The organism is Flavobacterium sp. (assembly GCF_025352425.1).
In the GTDB taxonomy this organism is placed as follows: Bacteria; Bacteroidota; Bacteroidia; order Flavobacteriales; family Flavobacteriaceae; genus Flavobacterium.
Genome location: NZ_JANXTI010000082.1, coordinates 1 through 19862, shown reverse-complemented (window position 1 = coordinate 19862; position 19862 = coordinate 1). Strand labels below are relative to the sequence as shown.

Sequence of the window (19862 nt, the reverse complement as noted above, 5' to 3'; positions counted from 1 at the left end):
TTTTTTTATATCTTAATACAAATATTGATGCCTACTTTATAAACTCTACTTTATAAACTCTACTTTCTGAACTTCCTCAGCGTTGATGCTGTCAAAGAAACCTTGCTCATTCATCCAGTCATCGCTGAATACTTTGCTCATATAACGGGAACCATGATCAGGGAAAATTGCAATAACATTGCTTTCTTCTGTAAATTCTCCTTCTTCTGCATATTGTTTGATGGCCTGCATCACAGCACCCGAAGTGTAACCTACAAATAATCCCTCTCTTTTGACGATTTCCCTTGTAGTATGTGCACTTTCCTCATCGGTAACTTTCATGAAATGATCAATCAAGTCGAAGTCGGTTGCTGTAGGGATAAGATTCTTACCCAAACCTTCTATTCTGTATGGATAGATTTCATCAGCATCAAACTCTTTGGTTTCATGGTATTTTTTCAATACCGAACCAAAAGCGTCAACACCTAAAATTCTAATATTTGGATTCTTTTCCTTTAAATACTTCGCAGCGCCGGAAATGGTACCACCGGTTCCGCTACAAGCAATTAAGTGTGTAATTTTTCCATTTGTTTGTTCCCAGATTTCAGGACCTGTCGACTTATAATGCGCATCAATATTCAATTGGTTAAAATATTGATTAATATAGATAGAGCCTTTTGTTTCTTCGTGCAAACGCTTGGCTACATTGTAGTAAGAACGTTCATCATCTGCAGAAACGTGAGCCGGACAAACATATACTTTTGCGCCTAAGCTGCGCAACATATCGATTTTATCCTTGGAAGATTTTGAACTAACTGCCAAAATACAGTGGTATCCTTTGATAATGCTTACCATTGCAAGGCTAAATCCGGTATTTCCCGATGTAGTTTCAATAATAGTATCACCCGGAGAAAGAATTCCTTGTCTTTCGGCCTCTTCAATAATATATAACGCAATTCTATCTTTGGTGGAATGTCCCGGGTTGAAAGCTTCAACCTTAGCATAAAAATTTCCTGGTAAAGATTCGGTGATTTTGTTTAGTCTAATCAGAGGTGTATTCCCTATCAGGCTTAAAACATTATCGTGAGCTTTTATATCTTGTTTCATAAATAAACTAGTCAAGGCATATTACGAAGCCAATTTTACGGGCTTGTAAACTTTGCAAATTTAATAAAATATTTTAAACTATCTTTTTATTCCTTCTAAATCTAATAAAAAACTGTACTCTTTGGCGATTTCCTTAATGGCTTCAAACCTTCCCGATGAACCACCATGTCCCGCAACCATATTGGTATCCAAATATAATTGCTTATTATTTGTTTTCAAAACCCGTAATTTAGCAACCCATTTCGCTGGTTCCCAATACTGTACCTGAGAATCGTGTAAACCTGTTGAAATATACAGGTTGGGATACGCTTGTTCAATCACATTATCATAAGGCGAATACGAAAGCATATAATTATAATATTTTTTTACTTTTGGATTTCCCCATTCGTCATATTCTCCCGTTGTTAATGGTATTGTATCATCTAGCATCGTAGTAACAACATCTACAAACGGCACTTGTGCGACGACCCCGTTATACAAGTTTGGTGCCATGTTTATAATAACTCCCATCAAAAGCCCACCGGCAGAGCCTCCTTCGGCATATAAATGATTGGTTGATGTGTACTTTTTATCAATTAGAAACTGAGAACAATCAATGAAATCCGTAAACGTATTTTTCTTTTTCAACAACTTTCCGTCTTCATACCACTGTCTTCCTAAATCTTCCCCGCCACGAATGTGCGCTATCGCATAAATAAATCCGCGGTCCAACAATGATAACCGAACGGATGAAAAATGGCAATCCATAGTCACACCATACGAACCATAAGCATATAGCAACAACGGATTTTTTCCGTCTTTTTTAATTTCTTTTGTATAAACTATCGAGATGGGCACTTTTGTACCGTCTTTTACGGTTGCCCAAATGCGCTCTTCTTTATAATTGTTCTTATCAAATTTTCCTCCTAAAACTTCTTGCTCCTTCAGTATGGATTTCTCCTTTGTCTTCATATTAAAATCAATTACTGAAGCGGGAGTTGCCAGCGATTGATAACCATACCGAAGTATTTCGGTATCAAAATCGAGATTGGTTGTGGTATATGCCATGTAGGTTTCGCTGTCAAAAGGCAGATAGTACTCGCCTTTCCCACTCCACGGCATTATACGTATATGGTTCAACCCATCGAAGCGTTCCGTAACAACAAGATAATCTTTAAAAATATCAATATCTTCCAGCAACACATCGTCTCGATCCACAATAAGATCAACCCAATTTTCCTTTGATGTTGCGTCTTCATGCGTCTTCATCAGTTTGAAATTGGTGGCCTTGTCTTTGTTGGTCAGAATGTAAAAATGCTCCCCATAATGCGAAACAGAATATTCCAGGCCACGGGTTCTTTTTTGAAAAACTTTAAATTTGGCGTCCGGAGTAGCCGACAAAACCGTTTGGTATTCGCTGGTCATCGTACTACCCGAATGGATAATCAGATACTTTTTTGACTTTGATTTGTAAACCGAAACGTCAAATGTTTCATCTTTTTCAAAATAAACTAAAGTGTCTTTATCAGCAGCGGTGCCAAGTTTATGCTTGTATATTTTATCGGAACGAAGTGTTACTTCATCCTTTCGGGAATAAAACAGCGTTTTGTCATCGCTTGCCCAGGTAGAACCGCCCGTGGTATTTTCTAACTTTATAGGAAGGATTTCGCCCGAAACTAAATTCTTAATTTGGATACTATATTGTCTTCTTGAAACTGTATCTATCCCAAATGCCACCATTGTATTGTCTTCGCTGATACTCAAACCCGACAGATTAAAATAAGCATGCCCTTTTGCCAACTCATTGCAATCAAATAAGATTTCTTCCTTGGCTTCAAGACTTCCTTTTTTTCGCGAATGAATAGGGTAATCCTTTCCTTTTTCAAAACGCGTTATATAGTAATAACCATTGTAAAAATAAGGAACCGACTCATCATCTTCCTTAATTCGGGCTTTCATTTCTTCAAATAAGTCGTTCTGAAAAGCTTTGGTATGGTCAGTTGATTGCTGGTAGTAATCGTTTTCCTGATTTAAATAATCAATTACCTCCGGATTTCCCCGGTCATTTAGCCAATAATAGTTATCGGTGCGAACATGACCGTGTTCTTCCAAAGTGTGTGGAATTATTTTGGCAATCGGTGATTTTGGCATTTACAGTCGTTTTATCAATACAAAAATAAGTATTATGTAAGCGTGAGTTTTAGATGTTTCAAGAAGTTATGCACTTAGAAGTTAACATAACACTGATCCACTGAAACGTTACTCATGAGTGTTTTATGTGAAAAAAATTACCTTTAAAGGATAAGGAAATAAGATTTAAAATGTTAACTTTTCTAAAGCTTCCAATACATATTCATGCATCACCTGGCGGTAATCGAGATGCGTAACGATACGCAGTTTACCTTTGGCTAACAAACTAATCGAAATGCCTTTTTGTTTTAGTTTTTTTATAACTTCCTGATCCTTAATATGGGGTTGGGCTGAGAATACCACAATATTTGTTTCTACAGGTTCCACAATAGCAACCCAAAAACATTGTGCCAACTGACTTCCTAATTCTTTTGCCCTGCGGTGGTCTTCTTCCAGCCTGTTGATGTTGTTTTGCAACGCATAGATTCCGGCTGCGGCCAAATAACCCGACTGGCGAAGGTTACCGCCAAATATTTTTCGGATACGCAAAGCACGATGTATTGTTTCGGCATCGGAAAGTAAAACGGAACCAATTGGCGCTCCCAATCCTTTAGAGAAACAAACCGAAATAGTATCGAATAATTCTCCGAATTGCTTTGGCTGCTGCTTTTTGGCAATCAATGCATTCCACAAACGCGCACCATCAAGATGGTATTTAAGGTTATGGTCTTTGCAAACCTGCTTTATCTTCCTCAATTCTTCAATTTCATAACAGGCACCGCCACCTTTATTGGTAGTGTTTTCAATCCCAACCATTTTTGATAGCGGAACGTGATAAAACTCGGGGTCATTAATGCCTTCTTTAACCTGCTCTGCAGTAATCATTCCGCGGTTTCCGTCCAATAAATTGAAGTTTACACCACTATTAGCAGAAGCTCCACCCGCCTCATACAAATGAATATGCGACCATTTATCACAAATAATCTGGTCTCCGGGATTGGTATTTAATTTAATCGCTGTTTGGTTTGCCATAGTTCCTGTTGGAAAAAACATGGCGGCTTCCATTCCGAATAAATCGGCAACGATGCGCTCGAATTCGATTACGGTTGGATCTTGTTTGAATACGTCGTCGCCTACTTTGGCACTGAACATCGCCTGAAGCATTTCGGTAGAAGGTTTGGTAACGGTATCGCTGATTAAATTTATTTCCATATAAAGAATATTAGTCTATTTTTGTGGTGAATTCCTAGCCCCGATAACAGTGAAAATCCTGGCATTGCGAAAGACAATCATGATTAGATTGCTTCGTGCCTCGCAATGACAGATTGCAACGGATAGCGGGAATAGCTTCAAATAACAAAACACAAAACTACACTATTTATGACAAATACCGAACAAATTAAAGGTATTGTGGAGCGCCTTGGTGCGTTGAGGAGGTATCTTTGACATTGATGCCAAGCTTATAGAAATTACTAACGAAGAGGAAAAAACTTTTGCTCCCGATTTTTGGAACAACCCAAAAGAAGCAGAAGCTATTGTTCAGGCTTTGCGTTCCAAGAAGAAATGGGTAGAAGATTTTGAAAAAGGCAATGCTATGGCCGAAGAACTTCAGATTATTTATGAGTTCTTTAAAGATGGCGATGCTACCGAAGAAGAACTCGACTCTCATTTTGAGCTTACCAATACACATATCGAAAACTTAGAATTCAGAAATATGCTTTCTGACGAAGGAGATAAATTGAGCGCAGTTGTTCAAATAACTGCCGGTGCCGGCGGAACAGAAAGTTGCGATTGGGCTTCGATGCTGATGCGGATGTATATGATGTGGGGAGAAAAAGAAGGTTATAAAATCAAGGAACTTAACTTTCAGGAAGGTGACGTAGCCGGAATAAAGACGGTGACATTGGAGTTTGAAGGCGAATATTCTTTTGGGTATTTAAAAGGAGAAAACGGTGTGCATCGATTAGTGCGTATTTCTCCTTTTGACAGCAATGCCAAACGCCACACTTCGTTTGCTTCGGTTTATGTGTATCCATTGGTTGATGACAGCATTGAAATTGACATTAATCCAGCAGATATTGAAATCACGACTTCACGTTCTAGTGGTGCCGGTGGGCAGAATGTAAATAAGGTTGAGACTAAAGTGCAGTTGGTTCATAAACCAACTGGGATTCAGGTTCAGTGTTCGGAAACACGTTCGCAGCAGGATAATAGGCAACGGGCTATGCAAATGCTGCGTTCCCAATTGTACGAAATTGAATTAAAAAAACAGCAGGCCCAACGCGCCGACATTGAAGCCGGAAAGATGAAAATAGAATGGGGTTCGCAAATACGAAACTATGTTATGCAGCCTTACAAACTGGTTAAAGATGTACGTACGGGTCACGAAACCAGCGATGTTGATGGCGTTATGAACGGAAATATTGATAAATTTCTGAAAGCCTATCTGATGATGATGGGGCAAAAAGAAGAGTAGTTTTAACTATCTTTTTTAGGAAATTCAGATTCGATTTCATTTATTTGGTACCCTATTAAAATCGAAAAATTATGAATTCATATTCAATTGAGGAAATTAATGACATATTACATGGCGAAATTGTTGGGACAACTTCCTGCAAAATAACTGCGCCGGAACAATTGGAGGCGGCAGCGGAAACCGAAATTTCTTTTATTGGAAACAAAAAATACGAAAGATTTTGGCAAACCTCAAAAGCTTGTGTTGCTGTAGTAAATCAGGATATTTCTATTGAACCTGGTGAAAACCGCGCTTTTATAAAAGTTAAGAATGCCGACTTGGCGATGTCTCAGGTGCTCGAACTCTTTGCTCCTGCTCCGCCTGTTTTTGAAGTGGATATTCACCCTACAGCGATAGTTGATAAATCGGCAACGATTGGAAACGGAACACGAATTGGTGCGGGAAGCTATATTGGACCTAATGTTCAACTAGGAGAAAACGTAACTATTTATCCTAATGTTACCATACTTGACGAATGCAGCATTGGTAAGAACACCACTATTTGGTCAGGGTCGGTAATCAGAGAACGCTGCCATGTTGGTGCGTATTGCATATTGCATCCAAACTGCACTATTGGTGCGGATGGCTTCGGGTTTAGGCCGTGCCCGGAAAAAGGTTTGGTGAAAATTCCACAAATTGGAAATGTTATTATTGGAAACAATGTTGAAATTGGCGCAAACTCTTGTGTTGACCGAGGAAAATTCAGTTCAACAGTGTTAGGTGATGGTTGCAAGATTGATAATCTGGTACAAATTGGGCACAATTCAAAACTCGGTAAATTCTGCATCATGGCAGGAAATTCAGGACTGGCTGGTTCAGTAACCTTAGGAAACGGCGTAATTGTTGGCGGAAGCGCTTCCATAAAAGACCATTTGACTATTGGCGACGGCGCTATTGTTGGTGCGGGTTCCGGAGTAGCAGCAGATGTTGAAGCCGGAAAAGTTGTTCTAGGTTATCCGGCTGTTGATGCCCGTGATGCTCTTAAACAATGGGCTGTTTTAAAAAGATTAGCAAAAGACAGAAGTAAATAATTACGAATTAGGAATTACGAATTACGGCTTGAAATAATTTTTCAGAAAAGAATTCGTAATTTATAATTCCTAATTCGTAATTATATTTTATATTTGTATCGAGGATTCCGAAAGGGAGTTACACCTCACCGCACTAGTCGATCGCTCCAGATCGACTTTTGTATTTTATAACACTTCCTTTAAAAAATCAAGCAGTGCCTGCCACGAACGTTCATCTGCTTTTTCGTTGTAGGCAGCCCCTTTTGAATTGTCATTGCCGACACTTTTATCGGTAAAGGCGTGAACTGCATTAGCATAATAAACCATCTGCCAGTCGGCTTTGGCTGTCCGCATCTCGTTTTGGAATTTTTCAATCTCTTCTTTTGATTCGTAAGGATCGTCGGCACCGTGAAGTATTAAAACTTTGGGAGAAATCAAATCTATGGTTCTGGTTTCATCGCGACCCAAGCCACCATGAAACGAAACAATGCCTTTCACATTCTTATTGGTTCGCGCTGCTTCTACGGCACCAGTGCCACCGAAGCAATATCCTATGACTACTATTTCATCGGGATTGGCGCCTTGCTTTATCAATTGATCTAAAGCCAATTGAATTCTGCTTTCATATTCTTTTATGTTTTTTTTAAAATAACCTGCTTTTTTTCCAGCTTCGTTATAATTTAATGGACGTTTGTCAATACCATAAATATCCGCTATAAACGATTGATAACCTAATTCTGCTAACTTGTAGGCAACTTCTTTTTCATGGTTTTGAATTCCCATCCACGCAGGAAGGATTAAAACCCCCGGTTTATTTTTTAACTGTTTTGCAGGCTTTATGGATAATCCGCTTAATACCTGATTGCCGTCGTTGTATTCGACTGCCGTTGGTTGAGCGAAAGAGTGAGAAACAATCATGGTAAAAACAAATAGGTAAGTGATTTTATTTTTCATGGTTATAGTTGTTAATGTAATCAATAAAAGTAAAAAATTAAAACAGTTAAAATTGTTAATTGGGTATTAAATAAAAAAACCGATAGCTAACTATCGGTCTGATTTTAAAGAATATTATTTTTTCTTTTTGGATTTTGATTTTTTCTTTGCTTTATCCTTCTTTTTGGATTTTGCTTTATCTTTTTGCTTTTTCGCCTTTTCAGCTTTTTTCTTTTTGGATTTTTGTTTCTTTTCCTTGTCTTTCGCTTTTTGTTTTTCTTTTTTAGCCTTTTCCTTTTTCTTGGCCTTATCCTTTTTTTCTTTTTCTTTTGCCTTTGCTTTTTTGGCTTTTTCTTTGTCCGAATCTTTCATACTTTGCACATTTTCTTCATTGGAAGGAATAGCTACTATTGCTTCCGGTTTAACTTCTTTTTTTACTTCTGGTTTTGCAGTTGTTGTTCTGGTGCGCGTGGATGTTGCGGTATTTGTTCTTGAACGTCTTGGTGTTACTTTTGGTTTAGCGTCTGATTCGTTTGCTTCCGTGACTGCAGTTTCAGGCTTAGAATCGGTGGGTTCAATTATTGATGGCTTTTTATTTTCTTCCGCAACCGTCGGTTTGTTTGCGACTACTCTTCTCTTTATCATAATAATTTTTTGTTTAGTTAAGCTTTATGTTAATTTGATGTTAATTTGATGTTAATTTGATGTAAATTTTATGTTAACAAAAATACTCTTTAAAGTAATTCGCCAATGTTAAGTTTTCAATTCAGCGAAAAACTTAACATTGAAAACCTGCCAAGCCCTGTTATTAATAGACTTAAGAAAATCGATAAAAAATAACAAAAAAAAACTCCTAATGAAGATTCAATAGGAGTTTAGCTTTAATTGTATGTATTTATATAAATATTTTCAGGAAGTGATATGTTAGTCCTGCTATTATTGCCGAAACAGGAATGGTCAAAACCCATGCCCATAGGAGTTTAACTGTAACTCCCCATCGGACGGCGGAAACCCTCTTGGTAACGCCTACTCCAATAATGGAACCAGTTATCGTATGCGTTGTTGATACCGGAATTTTAAAATGCTCCGTAATAAATAAGGTCAGGGCTCCTGCAGATTCGGCTACAACTCCTTCAAAGGCAGTTACTTTTGTGATTTTTGAACCCATGGTTTTTACAATCTTCCATCCACCGCTCAAGGTCCCCAAGGCGATAACAGTGTAACATGTCAGCGGAATCCAGGAAGGCATTTTCCCATCTATCTTAATACCATTTTTTTCTGAAGGTAATACCACATCCAAGTCTAACCATCCAAAAGACATATTAGTATTGGGATGTGTATTTAAGTAAACCGCTACAGCGGCTGCGATTATTCCCATAACCTTTTGTGAATCATTTCCGCCATGGCCCAAACTGAAAGAAGCTGAAGATAATAACTGCATTCTCCTGAGGATCTTTTCTGCCTTTGCTGTCGAAAAACTACTAAACACCAAATTGAATATAGCTATACTAAAAAAGATGATTGCCACTAATGACCATTTGATATTGGAAGGTTCAAAAATTACGCTCCAAAAATGGCCCTCAAACCGCGGTTTTTTTATATCATCATAACCCACCAAAACGGTTGACAAAAACCAGGCTACCAATAGCATTAAGAATACGGTAAATAGTTTGGGATAAATGCTTTTTTTGGAAGAATACATGAGCCAAAGCGAAACAAAATAGGAAATTAACATTCCCAGCAATGGAGCCAATACTATAAAAGCTATAATTATTGACACGCCGGAAGGCAAACTTCCGTCCTCTCCGGGTTTGTACCAATTGACAATATTATACCAATGCTTTGTGACCTGCACACCATCTTCTACCACGAAATAATCAGAAAACCCATGAAGTGAAATTGCATGAGCTAATGCTGCTCCTGCAAAACCGCCAATCAAAGTATGTGAAGACGAAGATGGAATTCCCTTCCACCAAGTCATTAAATTCCAAATAATAGCAGCAACAACTCCGGCTAATATAACCGTGAGGTTAATACTATCGGTTTTCGCTGTTTTGGCAACAGTATCGGCAACACCAAAACCAAAAACCCAATACGCTAAAAAGTTAAAAAAAGCGGCCCACAATACAGCCTGAAATGGCGTCAGTACTTTTGTGGCAACAATAGTCGCAATCGAGTTAGCGGCATCGTGAAAACCATTAATGTAATCAAATATTAAGGCAAGAACTATAATTACAATTAGTAAAGTCATAATTTCCTAATCGATTATATTAAGAGTGTTTAACTGAAATCTGTTCCATTACGTTGGAAACACTTTTACATTTATCTGATGCCATTTCCAATGCAGAAAGCACTTCTTTATATTTGATAACGTTTTTAGCATCGGTTTCATTTTCAAAAATGTCGGCAACGGCTTTATCAAATACCGAATCTGCCTTACTTTCTAATTTGTTTATTTTTTTGCAGGTATCTTTTATATTTTTATGATTCATCTCTTTCAATTCCTTAATACCAATACCAATTAATTGACAAGCTTCCAGGTTAATTTCAGTTAATTTACGGATTGATTTGGTGATTTTCTCTACCTGATACAAACGCATTCTGCTGGCAGCGCCATGCATATTATCGGCAACATTATCCATAGCTTTTATCAACGAGTGAATATCTTCTCTGTCAAAAGGCGTGATGAAATTTCTGCTTAATTCCAAATGGGTTTTATGTGTAATCTCTTCAATTTCTGCTTCTAGTTCTTCTATTCTCCTAAAATATTCTTCTCTCTCTGCCTTTGGTGCATTAACAGCTTCATGAAGTGTTTCAGCCAATAAAATCAAACCTGCCGCAGCCTGTTCGAATAAAGGAAAGAACTTTTTATCCTTTGGAACCAAAAACTGGAAAATATTGTTAAGAGTCATCGTTTTTCTATTTATATAGGTGCAAATGTATTTTTCTAATGTTAAGTGAATATTAACTCATCAAAAATATGGCTTTTTTTATTGATTTATAATTCAAATCAATCGAAATTATCTTATTGAAAACGTTTTTGTATTTTAGCACACACTAAACGCAGTACAAATATACTATCATGGATATCAACTTCAATAAAAACGAAGATCACAACAAACTTTTATTAGCCAATTTAAAAAATCATTTTGCCAAAGTAAAACTGGGTGGCGGACCAAAACGCATCGAAAAACTTCATTCCGAAGGAAAAATGACAGCTCGGGAACGCGTTGATTATTTGCTTGATGACAAAGCTAAAAGTATAGAAATTGGCGCTTTTGTTGGAGATGGAATGTATACCGAACATGGCGGCTGCCCTTCCGGTGGCGTTGTGGTAAAAATGGGTTACATCAAAGGAAAACAATGCATTGTCGTTGCCAATGATGCTACTGTAAAAGCGGGAGCTTGGTTTCCGATTACCGCTAAAAAGAACCTTCGCGCACAGGAAATTGCAATGGAAAATCGGTTACCAATAATTTATCTGGTTGATTCTGCCGGCGTTTATCTGCCAATGCAGGATGAAATTTTTCCTGATAAAGAACATTTCGGACGCATCTTTCGAAACAACGCCATTATGAGCAGTATGGGAATTACACAAATTGCGGCAGTTATGGGAAGTTGTGTTGCCGGTGGCGCTTATCTTCCAATTATGAGTGATGAAGCGATGATTGTTGATAAAACCGGAAGTATTTTCCTTGCCGGCAGTTATCTGGTAAAAGCAGCTATTGGTGAAAATATAGATAATGAAACGCTTGGTGGAGCAACAACACATTGCGAAATTTCAGGCGTTACCGATTATAAAGCCAAAGACGATAAAGATGCTTTGGATAGAATTAAAAGTATTGTAGGCAAGATTGGTGATTACGAAAAAGCGGGTTTCAATAGGGAAACTCCTCAAAAACCCGCATTGCCAGAAAGTGATATTTATGGAATTATTCCAAAATCAAGAACAGATCAATATGATATGATGGAAATCATAAAACGTTTGGTTGACAATTCAGAAATGGATATGTACAAACCCGATTATGGGAAATCCATTATCACTTGTTATGCCCGAATAGACGGTTGGGCGGTGGGAATAATTGCTAATCAACGAACTGTTTCTAAAACTAAAAAAGGCGAAATCCAATTTGGCGGTGTGATTTATTCTGATTCTGCAGATAAAGCCACACGTTTTATTGCCAATTGTAACCAAAAGAAAATACCATTGGTTTTTGTACAGGATGTTACCGGTTTTATGGTTGGAAGCAAATCAGAACATGGCGGAATTATTAAAGACGGCGCCAAGATGGTGAATGCTGTTTCTAATTCGGTTGTACCAAAATTTACGGTTATTGTTGGTAATTCGTATGGTGCCGGAAATTATGCCATGTGTGGAAAAGCGTATGATCCTCGATTAATATTCGCTTGGCCAAGTGCCGAACTAGCCGTTATGGGCGGAACACAAGCCGCTAAAGTATTGGCACAAATAGAAGCATCTTCTCTAAAAGCCAAAGGCGAAACTGTGGACGAAAAAGCAGAACAAGAATTATTTAACAAAATTAAAGCACGCTACGATGCACAGGTTTCTCCGTATTATGCTGCTGCTCGATTATGGACAGATGCGATTATTGATCCTTTAGAAACACGCACTTGGATTTCAATGGGAATCGAAGCTGCAAACCACTCACCTATTGAAAAGAAATTTAATTTGGGTGTGATCCAGGTTTGATAATCGTAACAAAATCCAAATCAAACCTACTATGCTCTAGATTCTATTCTTATATGATGAACAAAATCCTGCTCCTTTGCATCACTTTTATTGGTTTCCAGAACCTCATAGCACAAGAAACAACTACGCGTAAAGACTCGCTTCAGGGTGGTTTACGTCCCGAAAGAACTTGTTATGATGTGGTGCATTATGATTTGAATATCAAAATCAATCCTGAAGACAAATCGATTGTAGGTTATAACGAAATCACTTTCGGAATGGAGGGAAAAAGCGATGTTATTCAAGTAGATTTATTTGATAATATGAAAGTAGATTCCATTATCTATAATTCTAAAAGACTCACCTATAAAAGGGAATTCAATGCGGTGTTTATTGATTTCCCAGAAGTATTACAGAGCATTGGAAATAAAGGAAAAATTATTAGATTTTATTATTCCGGAAAACCCATAATTGCCAGAAATGCTCCTTGGGATGGAGGTTTTGTATTTACTCAAGACAGTCAAAGAAAACCTTGGATTGGTGTAGCTTGTCAGGGAACCGGAGCCAGTTTGTGGTATCCATGCAAAGATTCTCAAACCGACGAGCCTGATTTTGGCACTACAATTAAAGTGGCAGTTCCTAATGGTTTGATGAATGTATCCAATGGAAGATTGACAGGTAGCGAAGATTTAAAAAATGGCTATACACGCTGGGATTGGGAAGTTAACAATCCGATAAATACCTATTCCATTAACGTTAGCATTGGCGATTATGTGAACATTCACGAAAATTATAAGGGCCTGGATTTGGATTATTATGTTCTCCGTGATAATGAAACTGCAGCCAGAATCCACTTTGCGCAGGTAAAACCGATGATGGATTGCTTTCAAACTAAATTTGGAAAATATCCTTTTTTCAATGACGGGTACAAATTGGTGGAAACTCCTTATTTAGGTATGGAACATCAAAGTGCTGTGGCTTACGGGAATAAATATGTAAATGGTTATTTGGGAACCGATAGATCCGGAACCGGAATTGGGTTGCTTTTCGACTACATTATTATTCACGAAAGTGGGCACGAATGGTTTGGCAATAGCATTACTTCAAAAGATTCTGCAGATATGTGGATTCACGAAGGCTTTACAACTTACAGTGAATCTGTTTTTGTTGAATGTCAATATGGTTATGATAAAGGGCAACAATACATAAACGGTTTGAAAAATAATGTTGATAATGACAAACCAATTATTGGTCCTTATGGAGTTAATAAAGAAGGTTCCGGAGATATGTATGACAAAGGAGCTTTGATGTTAAACACACTAAGACATGTTGTAAACAATGATGATAAATGGTGGGAAATGTTATTAAAATACTCTAAAACTTTCCATTATAAAATAATTGATACCGAAACTGTTGTCAACTTTTTTAGTGCCGAAACTGGAATGAATCTCACGCCTGTTTTTAATCAGTATCTTAGATATGCCGCTATTCCAAAATTGGAATGGAAAAAAACCAAAGGAAAATTAGTGGTTCGGTGGAAAACAGAGGAAGCTAAATTCAATATGCCTGTGGACATTAAAGTTAAAGGAAAAAAAATTCGCCTTTATCCAACAAATACCTGGCATAATACTAAATACAATATCAGTAAAACCAAAGATGTAGAAGTTCTGACCAATGATTTTTTTATCAATGTTAATTAACACACCCACAACTTTATTGTTGGAATCTTTTATATATAATTAAAAATTAGTATTTTAGACTAAATTTTAAACTATGTTATTATGGATACTTCAGTGAAAAGTTTGAACAAATGGGCAAATGCACATTCTACTATTTGGTTCGACGCCGGCAGAATTATTTTAGGCATTTTTTTAATTTATAAAGGAGGCTACTTCGTCAGCAATAGTCGGGACTTTGAAGATGTAATTGCTCCCGTAAGTAATTTCATGGGCGGTATGTTAACCTTCCATTATATTGCTGCAGCTCACATTATGGGTGGCATTATGATTGTTTTCGGATTGTTGACACGTTGGGCATTAATAGCACAATTGCCAATTCTCATTGGTGCGGTCTTAATAAATTTTGTTGGAGAAATGAATGTAGTCAATTTAATTATTTCATTAGTAACTTTGGCAGTAAGTACCTTTTATACCGTCTATGGTAGCGGAAAACATTCAGCAGATTACTATTTCAAAATGGAAAAATAAGATAGATGCTTTTATTATTGGAATGTTTCTTTCCGCAAAATTTTTCCGGTTGTAGTTTCTTTAAACTTAGGAACAAAAACAAGTTCTTTTGGTTTTTCATATTTATCCAGAGCTTCATAAATTGAATCATCCAATTCCTGTTTTTCACCTTCAATAACCAATACTACTTTCTCCCCTAATTCATTATCTGATTTTGATGCAATAAAAAAGCGTTGGTGAATTTTGCTGGCTAACTTCTCTTCAATTTGCTCCGGAATTAATTTAATCCCACCACTGTTGATAACGTTATCCATTCTGCCAAGGAAAATAAATTGATTTTCATTGACCAATTCAACAATATCATTAGTGATAATAACTTCATCTGAAATTCTTGGGGCATGGATAACCAAACAGTTTCTATCATCATACGAGATTGTAACATAAGGCAGAACGGTAAATGCTTTTTCCCCTAGTTTCCTGGCTGCAATATGTGTAATCGTTTCTGTCATACCATAAGTTTCATAAACTTGAGTTGGCAATTTTTGTAATTGTTTTTCCAATGTTTTATTTACGGCTGCACCACCAACAATCAATTTCTTTACTTTCTTTAATTCAGGGATTGAATTTTGCGCCTGCAAAGGTACCATTGCCACAAAATCAAAATCAATTTCGTTGTTGTCTAATGGATGTGAACTTGGAGCCACAAACTCTAAATCTAGCCCTAAAATCATAGCCCGAACCAACATCATTTTTCCGGCTACATATTTTACGGGTAAACATTGCAGTGCTTTATCTCCAGGTTGCAAATCAAAAAAATCGCCCGTTGCCAATGCGGAATCAACCATGGCTTGTTTGCTTACAGAAATCCTCTTTGGAGTTCCGGTTGTACCCGAAGTTTCCATTTCTATAAAATTTTTACTATCAAACCAATCTAAAAGGAAATCGCCGACCGGCTTTTCAAAATCTTCTCCTTCTTTAATAAAACTATATGCCACACGGCATAAGTCTTCCCTGTCGAGATGAAATCCGCTCAGCTTAAATAAATTGTGTACGTTTTCATAGGTTGGATTACTCATATTCTTCAACGTTTGTGATTGGTTTGTGCACTTCAATTTTTCCGGTTAGTTTTTCTTTCCAGTTTGACCAGTTGTATTTTTTACTAAAGATAAATAACAGCATTGGAAAAATAATAAAGATTGGCACCAAAATTTCAAATCCGGCTGATGGTGACGAAACATCCTTAAATATAGAATTGGTTTGAAAAGCAGACCAATTTGAAGTTACCAATAAGGCTGTCATTAAATTATTCGCTGCATGAAATCCAAGAGCCAATTCCATTCCTTCATCCATCAGCGTAATAATTCCGAGGAAAAAGCCTGTTCCAATATAATATACCAGAACAATATAACCCATTTTTTCAACTTCGGGATTGGCAATATGCATCGTTCCAAAAATAACCGAAGTCATCACCAAAGGAAACCACCTGTTTTTAGCCAAAACTGCAAATCCCTGCATCAAATAGCCTCTAAAAACATATTCTTCGGTGCTGGTTTGAACTGGTATTAAAAGAATGCCAATAATCGCTAGTATTAAAAATGGAATTGGTTTAAAATTTAAAATAAAAGATTCAGGACTGCTGTAGAACATTATTAATGTGGAAGCAACCGTAAAAAGTCCCCACAACGAAAACGCAAAAAATATCCTTTTCCAATCCACTTTTTCTCTGGATGTCGTGACCGATAAAAAGGCTTGCCTGTGGAAATACCTGACTACTAAAACAATAGAGATAAAAGCAACCACGAAAGAAAACAACAATAAAAATAAGGTTGTATTTAATGACAAAAAAGTCATCATATCGGTTTCTGTCTTTGGAAACGGCTTCCCTGTTTTGAATGATTTAATCAAAATAGCGACTGCCAAAGGCATTTGACCAATAGTTGCCGCAATAATAATTATCGTAGAGCCCACTAAATACTTCCAGAATTTATTTGCAGGTAAAAATCCTTTCTCTAAAAACATAGCTTTTTTGTTTCGCCTAAGATAACTTTTTTCTACTAAAATCAATTACTTTGCAAAAAAAACATGTTACAAATACTCCACAATCCAAGATGCGGAAAATCGCGAGACTGTTTGGCTTTCGCAACAGAATCGCAACTGGAATTTGAAATCATAAATTACTTAGAAAATCCGTTATCGGTTGCCGAATTAAAAGTTTTGCTTAAAAAATTGAAAATCAAACCAATTGAAATTGTTCGTCAAAAAGAACCGATTTGGATTGAAAAATATAAAGACAAATCTTTGACAAATACGCAAATCATAAATGCCTTATCAAAATACCCAATTTTGATACAAAGACCTATTATCATTGATGTAGACAATGCAATAATTGCTCGAGATAAAGACAAACTGGATGATTTATTTAGATAAAATTAACAAAGATTTGGGAGAACAGGCATAATCCAAGCAGTATTTTTGTGGCCTCTAAACTGCTTAACTATTTATGCCTACATGAAAAAGTTTCATTATCTTTTATCTACACTTTTATTACTCTCAATTACTGTTTTCGGACAAGAAAAAACTGAACGGGCCAAGATTGCCATCACTGGGAAAATCATTGAAAAGACAAGTAAACTTCCGCTTGAATACGCAACCATAACTTTAAAAAACAGTAAAAATCCAAAACTGATTTTTGGCGGAATTACCAATAATAAAGGAGATTACAGCATCGATATTGTTCCTGGAATTTATGATATTACTTTGGAATTCATCTCTTTTAAACCAACAACTATCACCCAAAAACAATTAACAGAATCTACAAATCTGGGAACAATAGGTTTGGAAGAAGACGCTACCCAATTAAACGAAGTAATAGTTCGTGCCGAAAAGACTACTGTTGAAATAAAACTCGACAAAAAAGTTTACAATGTTGGCCAGGATATGATTGTAAAAGGCGGAACTGCCAGTGATGTATTGGACAATGTGCCTTCGGTTACTGTTGATGCTGAAGGAAATGTAGCTTTGCGGGGCAATGATAATGTAAAAATACTCATTGACGGAAGACCATCAAATGCGATTAACATTGCTGATGCACTAAGAACAATTTCCGCGGATGCTTTAGATAAAATTGAAGTGATTACCAATCCATCCGCACGTTATGATGCTGAAGGCGGTGGCGGAATAATTAATATTTTATTAAAAAAAGGAAAAAATCAAGGAATCAACGGAACTATCATTGGTACCGTTGGTAATCCGAGAAATTATGGCTTAGTAACGAATGTAAATTTCAAAAGCGAAAACTTCAATCTATTCTCAACATTAGGATACAATGATAGCAAAGCACCGGGAAAATCGAAAACGGATACCGATTATTTAAATCCTGATGGCAGCATCCAAAAAACGATAAACGAAAGAAGCGCCAGAGAAAGAGGCAGGAAAGGCTTTAATTATACCATTGGTGTAGATTGGTATTTGGACAAAACCTTAACATGGACGAACTCTTTTAATTACAGAAAAAATGACGGCTCCAATCCGGATAATGTTTTTTTATACAATTATTTTCCTGTTAGCAGTAACGATTTTGTTCGTAACAGGTATAACGATCAGTTTACAAGAACGCAGGATATTGAGTATTCGACTAATTTTACCAAAAAATTTAAGAAAGACGGTCATAAACTAACTGTCGACATTTCGTCTTCGAAGAATTTAGATAACGATTCTTCGACCATAACCGATTTTGTAGTGGGACAAGAAACTATGGCGACCAAAGAATCATCAAAGAATTTTCAAACACAAAGCAGAAATTTAATTCAATCCGATTATGTGCTGCCTATTGGTAAAAACAGTCAGTTTGAAGCAGGTTACAAAGGCGATTTTAATGAACTGGTTACTGATTATAATGTGGGCGATATTGACGGAAGCGGAAATTATATTCCGAATTCAAATTACACCAACAAATTAGATTACAAAGAAAAAATAAATGCGGTGTACACGCAATTTGGTTCTAAAATTAATAAGTTCTCTTATTTGTTAGGGTTGAGATACGAAGATTCCAATATCGATATTAACCTATTGACAACAAATGATTTTAACAATAAAAAATACAACAACTTATTTCCAAGCGCTTTCCTAACCTATCAATTAAAGGAGAGCAGTACCATTTCGCTTAACTACAGTAAGCGTATTTCCAGACCTCGTTCCCGATTTATCAATCCGTTTTCGAATTATTCGAGTAACGTAAATATTTTCCAGGGAAATCCGGACATCAATCCATCGCTTACGGATGCTGTTGATATTGGTTATATGAACAAATGGAACAAAGTAACGTTTAGCACGTCAATGTATTTTAATAGAACCAATGATGTTTTTCAATTCATCCGAAGACCAAACGGAGAATCTGTAACTACTGTTGTTGATGGAGTAACAATTGTAACGCCGGTAATTTTATCAACACCTATCAACTTGGCTCGCGAAGATCGTTTCGGATTTGAATTTAATGTAAATTACACACCATACAAATGGTGGAAATTAAACGGAAACTTCAACTTTTTCCAAAGTAAAATAAATGGTGATTACTCATATACACTAGAAAATACCGGAGAAGTAATCAATGAAAATTTTGACAATACAGCCGCAAGTTGGTTTACCCGAGTGTCTTCAAAAATAGCATTGCCTTATAAAATTGATTGGCAAACTAATGCGACATATAATGCGCCGCAAAGTAATGCGCAAGGTAGAAGCCTTGGCGTTTTGAGTGCTAATTTAGCGTTCAGTAAAGATATTTTGAAAGACAAGGCAACCATCGCCTTAAACGTGAATGATGTTTTCAATTCCAGAAGAAGAATCAATGAAACGCATTTGGCAAGATTAAATTCTTATAGTGAACAACAATGGAGACAACGTCAAATCAATCTTTCGTTTACGTACAGATTTAACAAACTAAAAACAAACGACAAAGATAAAGACAAGAAACAAAAAGGAAATCAACAAGATGACAATGGTGATTTTCCCGGATAATAAAATAAAAAAAGCCTCGAAATTCGGGGCTTTTTTTAAACAAAAAGTTTAAATTTAAACTGTTTGTCCTGCGTCTTTCTTGGCTTTCTTATCCATCTTAACCATTGGTTTTTGGTTGATGATGTTCTTAATTACCTTTGTTGTTCCTTATTGGATCTTTGGAGGCGTTAAGGAATTATTGCAGGAAAGAAAAGCAAAGAGAGACGCAGGACAAACAGTTTAAATTTAAACTTTTTGTTTAAAAAAAGCCCCGAATTTCGAGGCTTTTTTTATTTTATTATCCGGGAAAATCACCATTGTCATCTTGTTGATTTCCTTTT

General features: G+C 36.6%; 16 protein-coding genes. 7 read left to right on the top strand and 9 right to left on the bottom strand.

What is annotated here, in order from left to right:
- Positions 1 to 45 precede the first annotated feature (45 nt).
- The 3 genes from Q0Q99_RS10570 to Q0Q99_RS10560 all read right to left on the bottom strand — a co-directional run bounded on the left by Q0Q99_RS10570 (position 46) and on the right by Q0Q99_RS10560 (position 4407).
- Complete coding sequence (locus Q0Q99_RS10570) at positions 46 to 1086, bottom strand: PLP-dependent cysteine synthase family protein (RefSeq protein ID WP_293895477.1); 1041 nt, start codon at positions 1084 to 1086, stop codon at positions 46 to 48.
- A 78-nt stretch (positions 1087 to 1164) separates the two neighbouring features.
- Positions 1165 to 3216: a S9 family peptidase gene (locus Q0Q99_RS10565; RefSeq protein ID WP_293895474.1), complete on the bottom strand. Its 2052-nt coding sequence runs from the start codon at positions 3214 to 3216 to the stop codon at positions 1165 to 1167.
- 165 nt (positions 3217 to 3381) lie between these two features.
- On the bottom strand, positions 3382 to 4407 hold the full coding sequence (locus Q0Q99_RS10560; protein ID WP_293895471.1) for a low specificity L-threonine aldolase: 1026 nt from the start codon (positions 4405 to 4407) through the stop codon (positions 3382 to 3384).
- 168 nt (positions 4408 to 4575) lie between these two features.
- Here Q0Q99_RS10560 and prfB point away from each other — a divergent pair.
- A protein-coding gene (prfB, locus tag Q0Q99_RS10555; protein WP_293895469.1) for a peptide chain release factor 2 occupies positions 4576 to 5671 on the top strand; the annotation gives its coding sequence in 2 pieces (ribosomal slippage) (positions 4576 to 4638 and positions 4640 to 5671; 1095 coding nt in all).
- 71 nt (positions 5672 to 5742) lie between these two features.
- Entirely contained in the window at positions 5743 to 6741 is a 999-nt protein-coding gene (gene lpxD, locus Q0Q99_RS10550; RefSeq protein WP_293895466.1) for a UDP-3-O-(3-hydroxymyristoyl)glucosamine N-acyltransferase, read from the top strand.
- A gap of 165 nt (positions 6742 to 6906) precedes the next feature.
- Here the strand turns inward: lpxD and Q0Q99_RS10545 are convergent, their stop codons facing one another.
- The 4 genes from Q0Q99_RS10545 to Q0Q99_RS10530 form a co-directional block, all read right to left on the bottom strand.
- Positions 6907 to 7674, bottom strand: coding sequence for a dienelactone hydrolase family protein (locus tag Q0Q99_RS10545; RefSeq protein WP_293895464.1), 768 nt, complete (start codon positions 7672 to 7674; stop codon positions 6907 to 6909).
- Positions 7675 to 7788: 114 nt separating this feature from the next.
- Positions 7789 to 8298, bottom strand: a complete 510-nt coding sequence (locus Q0Q99_RS10540; protein ID WP_293895461.1) for a hypothetical protein — start codon at positions 8296 to 8298, stop codon at positions 7789 to 7791.
- 250 nt (positions 8299 to 8548) lie between these two features.
- A complete protein-coding gene (locus tag Q0Q99_RS10535; RefSeq protein ID WP_293895458.1) occupies positions 8549 to 9904 on the bottom strand; it encodes an inorganic phosphate transporter in 1356 nt (451 codons plus the stop codon).
- Positions 9905 to 9923: 19 nt separating this feature from the next.
- Positions 9924 to 10565 carry a DUF47 domain-containing protein gene (locus tag Q0Q99_RS10530; protein WP_293895455.1) on the bottom strand — a complete coding sequence of 214 codons (642 nt, stop codon included), beginning with the start codon at positions 10563 to 10565 and terminating at the stop codon, positions 9924 to 9926.
- A gap of 170 nt (positions 10566 to 10735) precedes the next feature.
- Here Q0Q99_RS10530 and Q0Q99_RS10525 point away from each other — a divergent pair, with 170 nt between their 5' ends.
- From Q0Q99_RS10525 to Q0Q99_RS10515, 3 genes are all read left to right on the top strand, one after another.
- On the top strand, positions 10736 to 12364 hold the full coding sequence (locus Q0Q99_RS10525; RefSeq protein ID WP_293895452.1) for an acyl-CoA carboxylase subunit beta: 1629 nt from the start codon (positions 10736 to 10738) through the stop codon (positions 12362 to 12364).
- A 53-nt stretch (positions 12365 to 12417) separates the two neighbouring features.
- A complete protein-coding gene (locus Q0Q99_RS10520) occupies positions 12418 to 14043 on the top strand; it encodes a M1 family metallopeptidase (RefSeq protein ID WP_293895449.1) in 1626 nt (541 codons plus the stop codon).
- Positions 14044 to 14124: 81 nt separating this feature from the next.
- Complete coding sequence (locus Q0Q99_RS10515; RefSeq protein WP_293895446.1) at positions 14125 to 14550, top strand: DoxX family protein; 426 nt, start codon at positions 14125 to 14127, stop codon at positions 14548 to 14550.
- 14 nt (positions 14551 to 14564) lie between these two features.
- Here Q0Q99_RS10515 and Q0Q99_RS10510 read toward each other — a convergent pair whose 3' ends face one another.
- Together Q0Q99_RS10510 and Q0Q99_RS10505 are read right to left on the bottom strand one after the other, a co-directional pair.
- On the bottom strand, positions 14565 to 15605 hold the full coding sequence (locus Q0Q99_RS10510) for an AMP-binding protein (RefSeq protein WP_293895443.1): 1041 nt from the start codon (positions 15603 to 15605) through the stop codon (positions 14565 to 14567).
- Positions 15598 to 16548 carry a type II CAAX endopeptidase family protein gene (locus Q0Q99_RS10505; protein WP_293895440.1) on the bottom strand — a complete coding sequence of 317 codons (951 nt, stop codon included), beginning with the start codon at positions 16546 to 16548 and terminating at the stop codon, positions 15598 to 15600. The genes Q0Q99_RS10510 and Q0Q99_RS10505 overlap by 8 nt, the downstream gene beginning before the upstream one ends.
- A gap of 63 nt (positions 16549 to 16611) precedes the next feature.
- Here Q0Q99_RS10505 and Q0Q99_RS10500 point away from each other — a divergent pair, with 63 nt between their 5' ends.
- Entirely contained in the window at positions 16612 to 16956 is a 345-nt protein-coding gene (locus Q0Q99_RS10500) for an ArsC/Spx/MgsR family protein (RefSeq protein ID WP_293895437.1), read from the top strand.
- A gap of 81 nt (positions 16957 to 17037) precedes the next feature.
- Positions 17038 to 19542: a TonB-dependent receptor gene (locus Q0Q99_RS10495; RefSeq protein WP_293895434.1), complete on the top strand. Its 2505-nt coding sequence runs from the start codon at positions 17038 to 17040 to the stop codon at positions 19540 to 19542.
- The last annotated feature ends 320 nt before the right edge of the window (positions 19543 to 19862 follow it).

Excerpts from the sequence above, each read along its gene's own strand:
- Q0Q99_RS10510 (WP_293895443.1), bottom strand. The coding sequence starts at position 15,605 with ATGAGTAATCCAACCTATGAAAACGTACACAATTTATTTAAGCTGAGC.
- Q0Q99_RS10530 (WP_293895455.1), bottom strand. The coding sequence starts at position 10,565 with ATGACTCTTAACAATATTTTCCAGTTTTTGGTTCCAAAGGATAAAAAG.
- Q0Q99_RS10525 (WP_293895452.1), top strand. The coding sequence starts at position 10,736 with ATGGATATCAACTTCAATAAAAACGAAGATCACAACAAACTTTTATTA.
- Q0Q99_RS10500 (WP_293895437.1), top strand. The coding sequence starts at position 16,612 with ATGTTACAAATACTCCACAATCCAAGATGCGGAAAATCGCGAGACTGT.
- Q0Q99_RS10520 (WP_293895449.1), top strand. The coding sequence starts at position 12,418 with ATGATGAACAAAATCCTGCTCCTTTGCATCACTTTTATTGGTTTCCAG.
- Q0Q99_RS10540 (WP_293895461.1), bottom strand. The coding sequence starts at position 8,298 with ATGATAAAGAGAAGAGTAGTCGCAAACAAACCGACGGTTGCGGAAGAA.
- Q0Q99_RS10535 (WP_293895458.1), bottom strand. The coding sequence starts at position 9,904 with ATGACTTTACTAATTGTAATTATAGTTCTTGCCTTAATATTTGATTAC.
- Q0Q99_RS10545 (WP_293895464.1), bottom strand. The coding sequence starts at position 7,674 with ATGAAAAATAAAATCACTTACCTATTTGTTTTTACCATGATTGTTTCT.
- Q0Q99_RS10560 (WP_293895471.1), bottom strand. The coding sequence starts at position 4,407 with ATGGAAATAAATTTAATCAGCGATACCGTTACCAAACCTTCTACCGAA.
- Q0Q99_RS10570 (WP_293895477.1), bottom strand. The coding sequence starts at position 1,086 with ATGAAACAAGATATAAAAGCTCACGATAATGTTTTAAGCCTGATAGGG.
- Q0Q99_RS10505 (WP_293895440.1), bottom strand. The coding sequence starts at position 16,548 with ATGTTTTTAGAGAAAGGATTTTTACCTGCAAATAAATTCTGGAAGTAT.
- Q0Q99_RS10515 (WP_293895446.1), top strand. The coding sequence starts at position 14,125 with ATGGATACTTCAGTGAAAAGTTTGAACAAATGGGCAAATGCACATTCT.
- Q0Q99_RS10495 (WP_293895434.1), top strand. The coding sequence starts at position 17,038 with ATGAAAAAGTTTCATTATCTTTTATCTACACTTTTATTACTCTCAATT.
- lpxD (WP_293895466.1), top strand. The coding sequence starts at position 5,743 with ATGAATTCATATTCAATTGAGGAAATTAATGACATATTACATGGCGAA.
- Q0Q99_RS10565 (WP_293895474.1), bottom strand. The coding sequence starts at position 3,216 with ATGCCAAAATCACCGATTGCCAAAATAATTCCACACACTTTGGAAGAA.